Raw genomic sequence first — 12502 nt, forward strand, 5'->3', positions numbered from 1 at the left:
TCACTCCCGCTTCGCGACGGTCACGGCGGCGGGCCTGAGCTGCCGCTCGCCGTCCCCGTAGCCGGGGCGCAGTACCTCGACGACCGTGCCCGGTGCGGCGTCCGGGTCCTGGACGATGCCGACCACCTCGTGCCGGGCCGGGTCGAAGGCGACGCCGGTCTCCGCGTGCCGCGGGTAGCCGATCAGTTCGAGGACGTTCACCGCTTGGTCGCGTACGGCCCGGATGCCCTCCACGATCGCGCCCGGATCGGCGCCCGCGTGGGTCAGGGCGAGTTCGAGGTTGTCGAGGACGGGCAGGAAGGCGGCCGCCGTGCGGGCCCGCTCCACCGCCCGTTCGCGCTCAAGTTCCCTGGCGTGACGCTTGCGAAGGTTGTCGAGGTCGGCGAGTGCGCGCCGCCAACGGTCCTCCAGTTTCAGGATCGCGGTCGTGTACTCGTCCTCGGCAGGCGCGGAGCCGGCGGCATCGGGTCCCGGCTCGCCGTTCGCCGCTTCGGGCCGGGGCGGGCCCGGTTGGGGCAGATCCCCGCGAGGCGGGGGTCCGGCGCCTTCCGGGACCGGTTCGACCGGATCCGGCGCGGCCCGGTCGGGTTCCTGGGGGTAGGTGGGCATGGCGCGCCTCAGCCCTTGTCGAACTCGGCGTCGATGACATCATCGTCACCGCCACCGCCACTCGTGGGTCCGCCGGTGGCGGCGTCCTGACCGGGACCTCCGCCCGTGGCGGCGGCGCCCTGATGGGCCGCCAGCCCGGCGAGCACCTGCTGGAGTTCGGAGGTCAGGGGCCGCACGCGCTCGACGCCCGCCTCTTCCTTGACCGCCGCGCGGGCGTCCGACACGAGCATCTCGCCGCGTGCCTTCTCGTGCGCGGGCGCCGCGTCGCCCAGTTCGGCGAGAAGCTTCTCGACCTGGTACGCGACGGCGTCGAGTTCGTTGCGGGCGTCGACGGCCTCGCGGAGTGCCTTGTCCTGGCCCTGGTTGCTTTCGGCCTCCTGGACCATGCGTTCGACCTCGCTGCGGTCCAGGTTGGAGCTCTCGCTGATGGTGATGCCCTGTTCCTTGCCGGTGTCCCGGTCGCGGGCCTTGACCTCGAGGATGCCGTTGGCGTCGATGTCGAAGGTGACCTCGATCTGGGCTTCGCCCCGCGGCGCCGGCCGGATGTCGGTGAGCTGGAACCGGCCCAGCACCCGGTTGTCGGCGGCCAGCTCGCGCTCGCCCTGGAGGACCACCACGTCGACGGCCGGCTGGTTGTCCTCGGCGGTGGAGAAGGTCTCGCTGCGGCGCACCGGGATGGTGGTGTTCCGCTCGATGATCTTCGTCATCACTCCCCCGCGTGTCTCCACGCCCAGCGACAAGGGGGTCACGTCGAGCAGCAGTACGTCCTTGACCTCACCCTTGAGCACCCCTGCCTGGATCGCGGCACCGAGGGCCACGACCTCATCGGGGTTGACGCTCATGTTGGGTTCCTTGCCGCCGGTCAGTCGGCGGACCAGGGTCTGGACAGCGGGGATGCGGGTGGATCCGCCGACGAGGATGACCTCGTCGATGTCGCTCTCGCCGACCTTGGCGTCGGCGATGGCCTGCTGGACCGGTCCCAGACAGCGCTCCACCAGGTCGCCGGTGATCTGCTCGAACGTGGACCGCATGATCGAGTCGGTGAGGTGCTTGGGCCCGGCGGCGTCGGCGGTGATGAACGGCAGGCTGACCTGCGTCTGCGTCACCGAACTCAGCTCGGTCTTGGCCTTCTCCGCCGCCTCGAACAATCGTTGCAGCGCCTGCGCGTCCTGGCGCAGGTCGATGCCGTTCTCCTTCTGGAAGTCGTCCGCGAGGTGATCCACCAGACGCCGGTCGAAGTCGTCGCCGCCCAGGTGGCTGTCGCCGGCGGTGGAGCGCACCTCCACCACGCCGTCGCCGACGTCGAGGATGCTCACGTCGAAGGTGCCGCCGCCCAGGTCGAAGACGAGGACGGTCTCGTGCTCCTTCTTGTCCACGCCGTACGCGAGGGCGGCCGCCGTCGGCTCGTTGATGATCCGCAGCACTTCCAGTCCCGCGATCCGGCCTGCGTCCTTGGTGGCGGTGCGCTGGGCGTCGTTGAAGTAGGCGGGCACCGTGATGACCGCCTCCGTGACCCGCTCCCCGAGCTGCTTGGAGGCGTCGTCCGTGAGTTTGCGGAGCACCTGTGCGCTGATCTCCTCGGGCGCGTACAGCTTGTCGCGCACCTTGAAGCGGGCCGCCCCGCCGTCGCCCTCGACGACGTCGTACGCCACCGCCCGGGCCTCGTCGGAGATCTCGTCGAAATGCCGGCCGATGAACCGCTTGGCCGAGTAGATGGTGCCCTTGGGATTGAGGATCGCCTGGCGCCGGGCCAGCTGGCCCACCAGACGTTCCCCGGTGTCGGTGAAGCCCACCACGGACGGTGTCGTGCGGTTGCCCTCGCTGTTGGGCACGACGGATGGCTCTCCGCCCTCCCACACGGCGATCACCGAGTTGGTGGTGCCCAGGTCGATGCCCACTGCCTTGGCCATGAGGAACTCCTCCCGGTACGGCGCCTGCGCCGACTGTCCGGATCACGTTCGTTCGGGTACGGGTGGGACCTCTGCCAGTGGTCTGCATCCCGCCGATCAGCCCTGCGGCCTCGTCGGAGACCTCCCCGACGAGGAGCAGGGCGGAGACGACGGGGTCGAGCCGGTTCACCAGGCCGAACAGCGACCCGAGCAGGACACCGGGGCTCTCCGGCCACGGGAAACCCGTGGCCGGAGAGGTGGTCAACGGCGCGTGCGGCGTCCCAGTACGTCTTGTACGGGGCAACCGGCCTGCGGAGCTGCTCGGTCACCACCCGGCGCTACCTACCGGTGCGCGGACGGTTTCGAACACTCCCTAGGGTGGCGTGCCCAGTGGCTCCACGCCTGCGCCTGGCAAGTCGGAAAAGCACGGGTCCGGTCGCCCCACGAGTACGAGAGGCAGAATCCGAACCTCTCGTATGAGCCGACCCGACCAGCACCGCCGCTCGGCTGTAGGCTCGAAGAGAACGGAGTGATCCCATGGCCAGCAGCCGGGCGCACAACCTGTACTGCCGCCGCTGCGACAGGGAGAGCCGCCTTCCGCTGGGCAGCGGCAGGCGAATCCCCATGGCCGCGCGGCGTGGGCCCCGCCCACCCGATCCAACCCCGGCCGACCGTGTCCCCCACGCGCTGATGGTGCTCTCCGGCGCCCTGTTCGACACCCTGGACGAAGGCGAGATCCTGAGCCTGGCCATGGACCACATAGACGCCGCTGGGCCCTACAGTACCGAGGCCGGATACCTCAAAATGGACGGCGACCTGGTCCCCAGCCCGCGGAACGGGCAGGTCCATGCGATGGCCGTGGACCGGAGGGTGCGGGAGCTGGCCGGGGCGGACGGCCCTGTGACCGTGCCCGGCTGGCCCTGGGGCCGGGCCCTGGGGCTACGCGGGCCCGAGAGACTCCACGGCTACCTCGTGGTGACGTCCCGCTCCCGGCCCACCGAGGCCGAGCGCCTCCTGCTCGCCACGTTCGTCCGGCACACCGCCGCTGCACTGTCTGTCGCCTTCGCACACCGCCGCCGACGTGAGGACGCGCTGGAGCTGCACCGGCTGAGGGAGGAGCGGACAGCCCTCCAGGGGCGGCTGATCTCCGTCGTGGCCGAGCTGGGGTACCAGCAGGCTGTTCACGCGCTCATGGCCGACGTCGCCGTCTCGGGCGGCGGCGAGGAAGCCATCACCCGCGCACTGCACGGGCTCACCGGACTCCCCGCGCTGGTCGAGGACCGCTTCGGGCGGCTGAGGTCCTGGACCGGTCCCGATCGCCCCGACCCCTATCCCGAACCGGACCCCGTGCGCCAGGACGAAATGCTGCACGCCGTCGCCAGTCGGGCCGGGCCGGTGCGGATGAAGGACCGGCTGGTCACTCTGATCCGCCCGCACGGCGAGATCCTGGGCGTGCTGGCCCTCGTCGACGTCCGGGGCGAGGCCGACAAACACACCCTGCGCGCACTGCAGGACGGCGCCGCGTGGCTCGCCCCGGAGCTGGCGCACCTGCGCAATCTGGCCGAAGTGGAGTCGAGGCTGCACCGTGAGCTGGCCGACGACCTCCTGGCAGGGACGGACGAGGCGAGCGCCTACGCCCGGTCCGAGGCCGTCGGACACGACCTGCACCGCCGCCACTACGTCGTCGTGGTGCAGTGGTCGAACCGGACCGCGGACGAGCCCTTCGCGCAGACCGTGGGCCGGGCGGCCTCTGCCGTGGGCATGCACTCGCTGCTGACCCGGCGTTCCGACCACGTGGTCCTGGTCGCCGACGACAGACCGCACGCCTGCGCACTGTACGAGGCGCTCGTCCGGGAGACCGGGACACGGTCCGGGACCATCGGGGTGAGCGCCCCTTGCGACTCCCTGGACGCCATCCCCCACCACTACCAGGAGGCGCAGCGCGCCCTGGAAGTGCGCCGCCACTCCCGCGAGCACTACGGCACGACGTTCTTCGACGAGCTGGGCCTCTACCGCATCCTGGGACCCGGCAACGATTACCGGGAACTGGAGACGTTCGTCCACGAGTGGCTCGGGCAGCTGATCGACTACGACTCCCGGCACCACACGGCCATGGTGGAGACGCTGTCCCAGTACTTCGACTGCGGCGGCAACTACGACGAGACCGCCGAATCCCTCGCGATCCACCGCAGCACGCTGCGCTATCGGCTCCAGCGCATCCGCAACATCAGCGGCAACGACCTCGCGGACGTCGAGGACCGGCTCAACCTCCAGGTGGCGACCCGAGTGTGGAAGATCGTGCTGGGCGGATCCGACTGAAGCACACTGGAACTGTCGTGCGCGAATGTCCACGCGCCACAGTTGCGCGTACGCCGCTGCACAGCCCGGCAGTGCTGGTCCTCAACCGGTCGGACACGACGGCGCGTCCGGTGCGGCCCCGAGGCATTCGTAGTCGTGCGGGGACGATCCAAGCCGTGCCGTAAGGGATGTCACGGGAGTCAGCTTCGCTCAATTGCCGTCAGGCCAAGGAGAGCCTCTGGTTCGCGGCCATGGAGCACACCTTGGCCGACCTGGTGGAGGCCGCTTTTCTCAGGGCTCGGCACCTGAGCGACGGCACCGGCCTCAGCACGCACGCGGAGACGGTGGCCGACCAGAGGTGCGTCCCCGCCTTCTCCAGGGCGTGCCGCAAGTGGCCCCCTGAGCCGAAGGTGAAGTGCCGGGTCTCCCTGGGGTCGTAGGCGACCTCGTAGGTCGCGGCGTCGTCGGTGTGCGGGCGACTGGTCCCAGAGCCCTGGACCCCGTAGAACGCCCCGATCAAGTGCCCCCGCGCGACGATCCACCTGCGCAGCCTTCCTGACCCACGCGGCTGCGTTCTTCCACAGCCGGGCATCACGCGCATCGAGCAGGTCCTCACCGACATCGCTTGGGCCTACCGCCGCCGGCAGCATTCAGTACGGAGCGCTGCCGGCGCAGCAACGTGCGGGGTTTTCCGTCGGCAGCCGACCGATCCCGACTGCGTCGCCCGCCCCGGCCCGACAGGCCGGGTCAGCCTCGTGAGCGTCCATCGCCCAGACGGGTGTTCTGCGGCGTGGTGGGTGCGTACACGACTAAAGTAGTTCGCTGGTAGGCGCTCGAACCAGTCGGGGGAGCACTGCCGTTGTTGTGGCGACGGCCCCGAACCGTCCCGCCGCCCGCGTGGTCCCGGTGATGAGCCGGGGCTCCTCGGCGCTGCGCCTGAGGGCCGCCATCCGTTCCTGACCCGCAGGCCCTGCTTCGGCAGACCGAAATCGCAGTGGGCACGGCTACAGCTTGAGGTTCCACACCCATTGCTGGTTTGCGGCGCCGTGGCAGGACCAGACCTGGACCGGCGCTCCGTCATCGGTCCGCCGGTCGGCGACGTCGAGGCAGAGGGCCGGGCCCTGGTTCAGCCGTTCCGCCGCGATCGGGTCCGGGTTTCGGTCGGTACGGCTCCAGCGTTCGTTCGGGTTCCCGTTGCAGTCCCACTGGTTGACGCTGGATCCGTTGACCCGCGACAGGAATCCGATCTGTAGGCATTTGCCGCTGTGGACGTTCCTGATGAAGTAGCGGCCCGGGAAGGTGCGGTCCAGGGACATCCTCCATTGCTGGTTCGGCCGGCCGGAGCAGTCCCAGAGCCGGACGGGCGCCCCGTTGTCGGTGCGGTCGTCCGCGACCTCCAGGCACTTGCCGGAGGTGTGGAGCGGGCGGATTTCGAATGCGTAGTCGTGGTTCGGTACGGGATTGGCCCGGGCGGGCGCCGTCGCGATGAGGACGGCGGCGAAGGCTGCGGCGAATACGGCCGGCATTCGGTGGGAGGGCAGGGAACGGGACTGCATGGATGCTCCGGGATGGACGGATCGACGTTTGGGGGCGTTCTCAGTGTTCGGTGGGGATGGAGGTGATGAGGAGGTTTTCGTATTCGGCCGGGGGCCAGAGGCGCTCGTCGTAGTCCGGGGCCCGCATCCAGGAGATGCCGAACATGCGCAGGCTGTTCCAGGTCCCGGCGAGTTCGATCTCCATGTCGGCGTCGCCTCGGTGGTAGAAGTCGTAGCAGTCCTGTAGCTCCGCCCAGGTCTGGTCGATGGCCCGGTGCAGGGTGTCGGCCATCCGATGTTCCTCGGTGCCGGGCGAATGGGCTTCGAGGAGGTAGGCGGTGCGCCGGAGCAGGAAGTCGTGGAGGGCGTCCATGTGCTCGCGGGTGATGCTGCGTGCCGGGATCCGAGGAGCCCTCCAGCGGCGGCGGACCCTGGGCCGTCGCGGGACCGGGGTGGGGGTGTCAGCGTGCGGCATGGGCCGTGCTCCAGCGCCGCAGCCCGATGGCCGAGAGTTCGACGAGTTCGCCGCGGGCCAGGTCGTGGTGGGTGGGCCGGAAACCGGCGAGCGTGCCGAGGCGGGAGCCGCTGGTCGGGTCCCAGATCTCCAGGCCGGCCTGCGAGGAGGAGAACAGCAGGCCGTCCGCGGCGAAGAAGCGGCCGTCCGGTCCGCCGAACGTCGCGACTTCCTTGACGGTGCTCTCGCCGGACTCACGGCCGAGGAGGAAGACCCGGGCACCCGGGGCCATTTCCTGCCCGTCGTCGCCCAGACCTCCGAGGACGAGGTGCTCCTCGTCGAGCCAGACGACCGGACGGTTCCAGTGGTCTTCGCACCTCGGCAGCTCCCACCGGTCGGTGCCCTCGGTCCAAGCGCCTTCGCCGTCGGTGAGCCACCGCTCCAGGGTCCAGGCGAAGGGCCGGCCGACGGGCTGCCACCACCAGGCGTCCGACGCGACCCTGGTGCCCGCGGGGCTGACGTGCAGCGCCCCGTGGAAGTAGCCCGCCCAGGCCGTGTGGGGTTCCACCATCGGTATCCGGGTCACCTGGGCGCCCGTCGCCGCGTCCGCGGCCTCGACGACCCTCCACTTCCTCCGGTACAGGACCACGGTGCGTCCGCCGTGCTCGGTGAACGCCAGGGAGAACGGCACGGTGTGGCTGTAATACCCGTCGTTCTCCAGGGAGAGGGTGACGGCTCCGGTGGACAGGTCGACGACCTCTCCCGTGCGGCCGTGGTCGACGACGACGGCGGCGAAGGCACCGTCGCGGGAGGCGTGCAGCCGCAGGGCCTGTTCACGCCCGACCCAGGGCCTGGCGTCGGCCGGCACGGTGACCGTGCTGCGGGCGGCATCGGTGCAGGTGCCGGAGTCCGTGTCCCAGCGCAGGATTCGCCCGTCGTCGCACAGGAGCAGGAAACCGTGCTCCGTCGGCGCGATGTCCGACACCGGGCCGGCCTCGGCGGGCAACTGCGTGGTCTGCACCATGCCCGGAACCGGCCGGGACGCGTCGATGGTCTGCGGGAGACCAACCACGCCGGTGGGGCAGCCCTCGGTCGCGTCGAAGCAGTCTTCGCACACCGCCGCGGCCACCGCCGTGGCGGCCTCGTTGCGGCAGATTCCACAGATGCGCTGCCGCTCCACGCCCCGACCGGTGTAGTGGACGTAGTAGTCGAGCGGGACCGCGGTGGCGGACCGGATGTGCTCGCACAGGGGCAGGCCGTAGGCAGGCGCATCGTGACCACAGATGAGGGCCATGGTGGAACTCTCCTTGAGACGGGGATACGGAGCGGCGCGGGAGCGTGCCGGGCGTTCGGCCGCCGGCGATGCCGCCGGGAACGGTCCACAAGGGGTACCCGGCACAGCCGACTCCGTGTTGATCACCATGCTGGCACTCGGGCATTGGCATCGGCTGGGCATCCGCTTGGCATCAGCCCCGGCCGCCCTGCCCCGGGATTGCCAAGCGCCTGGTCCGGTCAGACTGCGTGAGCCCGCGCCAGGGACCTGATGCCTTCCGCGGCAGCCGCTTCGCCGTACTCCGACCCCCACATCGCGGCCACTTCGCCGCCTTCCCGGAAGGCCGATCGCGCGGCGGCCACGTCACCGAGCAGAGCATGCAGCTCGCCCAGCGCGAGGGCCAGGGGGCGGGTGCAGAAGGCGGTGGTGGCGGCCGAACCGAGCTGGTTCCGCACGGCATGCAGCAGGGGGACGAGCGCGGCTGCCGCCTCGGTGTCGCCGAGCAGACAAGCCAGTCGGGCGCGGGCTCCGAGGCGTACCCCGTAGAAGTGGTCCTTCACGGGATCCGGATCGAAGCGGACCGCGCGCGCCTCCTCGAACCTGCCCTGGAGAGCGAGGACCAGCGCCAGCGCCTCTCCGCCGCGCGTGCCCCAGGCGGCGGCCACCGTACGGGCCAGCGGTTCGATCTCCGCGACCCGGCCCTGGCTCAGCCGGATCGTGATCAAGCCCCGGGCATGGAGGTCGGCGGCGCGCGGGGCGTTGTGCCGGATCAGCCGTTCCCGGACCTGCCCGTACAGGTCCTCCGCCTGCGCGAAGTGGCCCCGGGCGTGGGCGAGCATGGCCAGCGTGGAGAGGCTGGCCGCCTCGGCCTCCGGCATGCGGTACCGGCGTGCGACGGCCAGGCCCAGGCGGGCGTGGCGCTCGACGGCTTCCGCATCGTTGCCGATGGCAGAGATCATCGCGTCCACCTGCTCGCACACCCACCGGTGGGCGGGCAGGTCGTGCCTCTTGGTCAGTGCCCGCAACTCGGCTACCACGGGGATGCACCGAGCGGCCTGCGTTTCGTGCGGCAGCAGCTTCGTCATCGTGGTGAGGGCGGCCGCGAGCAGGTTCGGGTCCCCTGCGCCGCGGGCGAGACCGAGCTGCTGCTCGGCCGCTTCCCGGGCCCTTCCGTCGGTGTCCTCGGGCAGTTCGTCCACCCGCGCCTGCAGCAGCCGGGCGAGGTCCGCGGGTTCCAGGCCCGGCCTGACGGTCAGCCGGTCCAGAGTGTCGACCACGTGCAGGTCCACGCCCTGGTGGCTCCGGGTCAGCCACGGCGTGGGTTCGGTCCACGCCGTGAACGCGGCGACGGCGAGGTCCTCACGACCGGCCCGTTCGGCGACCTCCAGGGCACGGTGACGGGTGACGATGGCCGCGTCACCGGACCCGGCCCGGACGTGGGCACGCAGCAGGGCGCCGAGCAGGCCGACCGCGCGCTCGGCCCGTTCGTCGGCGCCGGCCGGTATCAGTTCGGCGGCCTCCAGGGCCTGCTGGAGCAGGTCGACGCTCACGTCGTGGGCGTAGCGGTGCTCGGCGAGTTCGGCGGCACGCAGCGCGAATGCCACCGCCTGCCGTGCCTTCGCCGGGTCCCCCGACCGGGTGAAGTGGACGGCGAGGGCGGGCAGGTCGTCTGGTCTCAGACTGGCGAGGGTGTCGGCCAGTCGTCCGTGCAACAGGCCGCGGCGCAGTCCGGTGAGATCGCCGTAGACGGTGTCGCGCAGCAGCGGGTGTGTGAACGAGACGTGGCCGGGGGCCCGTTCGGTCAGCAGTCCGTCCGCGATGCAGAGCTCCAGTGTGCCGACGACCGCGGCCGGTGACAGTCCGGAGGCTTCGCGCAGCACCGCGACATGGGTTTCGCTGCCTGCGACTGCGGCCAGCCGTACGACATCGGCGGCTTCCTGGGGCAGTCGGGCGAGCCGCTGGCGTACGACGTCGCGGATGCCGTCGGGCACGCGGGCGACTGCCTGCGCCGCGTCGTCGCCGCCCGCGGTCAGCAGCCGGGCGCTCTCACCGACGAAGAAGGGGTTCCCGCCTGTGCGTTCCGCCAGGACGGCTACCACCTCGGCGTCCACCTCCCGGCCGCAGAGCGAGCGCACGAGCGTACGGACTTCGGTGACGTCGAGTCCGGTCAGTACGACGCGGAAGGGATCACGGCGGGCGAGTGCGGCCATCGTCGGTGCGAGACGACTGTCGGCATGCCCCTGCCGGTAGGCGGCCACGACCAGCAACGGGACACCCTGGACGCCGGCGGCCCGGCCCAGCAGGGCCAGCGTCTCCTCGTCGGCCTCGTGGACATCGTCGATGATCACGGCGAGCGGGCAGCTCGCCGCTGCCGAAGCCAGCCATCGGGCGAACGCGGTGTGCAGCCGGAACCGGCCGGCCGTAGCGTCGCCGTGCGGCGGGACCGTGGCGCCCAGAGGGTCGATCAGCGTGGACAACGGCCCCACGTGCTCCGGCGGAAGGAGGCGCGCCAGTTCACCCAGTGCCTCCGTCCAGGCCCACGCCGCCGGGACGCCCGCGTCGTCCGGACACCGGCCCGCCACCACCGTCCAGCCCCGCGCCCGCAGTGAATCGGCGAAACGGGCCAGGAGGGCGGTCTTCCCCGCACCGCCTTCGCCCGCGACCAGCGCGACCGCTCCGCCCCCAAGGCCCGCCCCGGCTGCCTGTTCCAGCACCTCCAGTTCGCGGTGCCGCCCGACGAAGGGCGCGGGCGAAGCGGGCGCCGCTCCGCTGCCGACAGCGGCGGGTACGCCTGGCGCACCGGTGACCCCAACTACGGGTACGGCTCTCGGGGATGGCCGTTCGACCACCGCGATGGACGTGCTCGGGGTGGCCGGGGCCGGAACCGCGGCCGACAGGACATCCAGGTCGCTGCGGAGGATCGCCCTCTCCAACTCGACCAGCCGCGCTCCCAGGTCCAGCCCGAGTTCCTCGGCGCACACGGCGGCCGCGCGCCGCAGCGCCGCGAGCGCGTCGCCCTGACGCCCGGTCGCCCACAGACTCAGAGCCAGCAGGCGCCATCCCTCCTCGCGCAGGGGATGACGGCGTACGTGCGCCTCCGCGGTCGGCACCACCTCGTGCGGGCGACCCGCCCCGAGGCTGCTCGCCATCGCCAGCTCATGTGCCATGAGCAGCAGTTCGTCGAGCCGCGCGATCTCCCCGTCCGCCCACGAGCCGGGCCCCCACTCCCCGTAGGCGTCTCCCCGCCACAGGCCGAGCGCCTCGTCCAACAGCGGACCGGCCTCGGCGCAGGACACCGCCCTGGCGCGGCGCACCGCCGATTCGAAGCGCCACGCGTCCACGGCGTCGTCGTCAAGCCGCAGCGCGTACCCCTCCGGACTGCTGACAAGGATCCGGGACGGGGTACGGGCGGGCCGGTCCGGCTCCAGGATGCCGCGAAGGTTGGAGACGTAGGAGTGCAGAGAGGTGGTGGGCTTGGCAGGCGTCCGCTGCGTCCAGAGCACGTCGACGAGCCGGTCGACCGGGACATTTCGACCCCGGGCCGAAAGGAGGATTCCCAGGACGGTCCGCGCATGTCGGCGCCCGACCGTCACCGGCCGCCCGCCGACCCGGACATCGAGCGGCCCGAGAACTCCCACCTCCATCATGATCGGCCAAATGTACCAACGGCCGCGCCTCGGATCGCGTCTGCACCCAACACGCCGACGTATGCCAGGAAGGGAACAGCCGGACGCAATCAGTGGCAGGACCGTACGGTCCGGGTGGTGGCTCCATGACAGGTCACGAGGGCGGCTGCGGAAGCCGTCGTACGGTGCTCGCGAATGAGGACGTGGTGGGAGGCGGGCGGGCTGATGAAGGCCCGGACCCGTCTCGCGCTCGCCCGGCCTGAACCCGAGCCGGGCGCCGCCCCGCAACGCCGGAGTTCACCTTGCGGCACCTGCGGCCTTGAGAGCCGGCCCGGGGTGCCGGCCTGGGCTTTCCTGCAACCACCGCATCACACTGCGGGCTGTGGCTGGCGAAGTTCGGCCTGGCCGAAGAGGAGTGCGTAGCCGGTGGGGAGTTGGTGGAGGACGCGGGTGAGGAGGTCGGGGCCGGTGAGGCGGGTGACGACGGCGAGTACGGCGCCGGTGTCCCAGCGGGCAACGGCCGGGCTGGTGCCGGCGCGGGCGGCCATGTCCTTGATGAAGCTCCAGCCGGTGAGCCGTTCGGTGGCGGGGATCTGGGCGGTCAGGGCCAGGGCGGCTTCGACGGGCAGGGCCTGGGCGAGGTCGAGGCGTTCGTCTCCGACGAGCTGGCGGCCGAGGGCGGCCAGGACGGTGCGGACGGCTTCTTCTGCGCGTTCGCGGGTGGGGTAGGCGCCTTCGTAGCGCACGCGTTCCAGCATCTGGTCGAACGTCATGGCGGGGTGGGCCTGGTGCGGTCGAGGCTGGTCGTACATGGTGCT

9 protein-coding genes are annotated in these 12502 nt (G+C 71.3%); 1 reads left to right on the forward strand and 8 read right to left on the reverse strand.

All coding sequences use genetic code 11. The features are described 5' to 3' along the window. Positions 1–609 (reverse strand): nucleotide exchange factor GrpE, encoded by a 609-nt coding sequence (locus JYK04_RS06680; protein WP_189733890.1) that lies wholly within the window; start codon positions 607–609, stop codon positions 1–3. An 8-nt stretch (positions 610–617) separates the two neighbouring features. Then, on the reverse strand, positions 618–2519 hold the full coding sequence (gene dnaK, locus JYK04_RS06685; protein ID WP_189733893.1) for a molecular chaperone DnaK: 1902 nt from the start codon (positions 2517–2519) through the stop codon (positions 618–620). Positions 2520–3035: 516 nt separating this feature from the next. Here dnaK and JYK04_RS06690 point away from each other — a divergent pair. Beyond that, positions 3036–4817: a PucR family transcriptional regulator gene (locus JYK04_RS06690; RefSeq protein WP_237410258.1), complete on the forward strand. Its 1782-nt coding sequence runs from the start codon at positions 3036–3038 to the stop codon at positions 4815–4817. 199 nt (positions 4818–5016) lie between these two features. Here JYK04_RS06690 and JYK04_RS06695 read toward each other — a convergent pair whose 3' ends face one another. The 6 genes from JYK04_RS06695 to JYK04_RS06720 all read right to left on the reverse strand — a co-directional run bounded on the left by JYK04_RS06695 (position 5017) and on the right by JYK04_RS06720 (position 12496). Continuing rightward, positions 5017–5316, reverse strand: a complete 300-nt coding sequence (locus tag JYK04_RS06695) for a hypothetical protein (protein ID WP_189733895.1) — start codon at positions 5314–5316, stop codon at positions 5017–5019. A gap of 484 nt (positions 5317–5800) precedes the next feature. Beyond that, the gene (locus JYK04_RS06700; protein ID WP_073796620.1) at positions 5801–6352 is read right to left on the reverse strand and encodes an RICIN domain-containing protein; all 552 of its coding nucleotides are present in this window, start codon (positions 6350–6352) and stop codon (positions 5801–5803) included. 40 nt (positions 6353–6392) lie between these two features. Further along, on the reverse strand, positions 6393–6806 hold the full coding sequence (locus JYK04_RS06705; RefSeq protein WP_189733898.1) for a hypothetical protein: 414 nt from the start codon (positions 6804–6806) through the stop codon (positions 6393–6395). Further along, positions 6793–8079 (reverse strand): YncE family protein, encoded by a 1287-nt coding sequence (locus JYK04_RS06710; protein WP_079196087.1) that lies wholly within the window; start codon positions 8077–8079, stop codon positions 6793–6795. Before JYK04_RS06710 ends, JYK04_RS06705 begins: the two co-directional genes overlap by 14 nt. A 218-nt stretch (positions 8080–8297) precedes the next feature. Next, positions 8298–11696, reverse strand: coding sequence for an ATP-binding protein (locus JYK04_RS06715; protein WP_189733899.1), 3399 nt, complete (start codon positions 11694–11696; stop codon positions 8298–8300). A 356-nt stretch (positions 11697–12052) separates the two neighbouring features. Continuing rightward, positions 12053–12496, reverse strand: a complete 444-nt coding sequence (locus tag JYK04_RS06720) for a DUF2267 domain-containing protein (protein WP_073796623.1) — start codon at positions 12494–12496, stop codon at positions 12053–12055. Positions 12497–12502 lie beyond the last annotated feature (6 nt).

The organism is Streptomyces nojiriensis (genome assembly GCF_017639205.1).
Taxonomy (GTDB): Bacteria; Actinomycetota; Actinomycetes; order Streptomycetales; family Streptomycetaceae; genus Streptomyces; species Streptomyces nojiriensis.

Excerpts from the sequence above, each read along its gene's own strand:
- JYK04_RS06680 (WP_189733890.1), bottom strand. The coding sequence starts at position 609 with ATGCCCACCTACCCCCAGGAACCCGACCGGGCCGCGCCGGATCCGGTC.
- dnaK (WP_189733893.1), bottom strand. The coding sequence starts at position 2,519 with ATGGCCAAGGCAGTGGGCATCGACCTGGGCACCACCAACTCGGTGATC.
- JYK04_RS06690 (WP_237410258.1), top strand. The coding sequence starts at position 3,036 with ATGGCCAGCAGCCGGGCGCACAACCTGTACTGCCGCCGCTGCGACAGG.
- JYK04_RS06700 (WP_073796620.1), bottom strand. The coding sequence starts at position 6,352 with ATGCAGTCCCGTTCCCTGCCCTCCCACCGAATGCCGGCCGTATTCGCC.
- JYK04_RS06705 (WP_189733898.1), bottom strand. The coding sequence starts at position 6,806 with ATGCCGCACGCTGACACCCCCACCCCGGTCCCGCGACGGCCCAGGGTC.
- JYK04_RS06710 (WP_079196087.1), bottom strand. The coding sequence starts at position 8,079 with ATGGCCCTCATCTGTGGTCACGATGCGCCTGCCTACGGCCTGCCCCTG.
- JYK04_RS06720 (WP_073796623.1), bottom strand. The coding sequence starts at position 12,496 with ATGTACGACCAGCCTCGACCGCACCAGGCCCACCCCGCCATGACGTTC.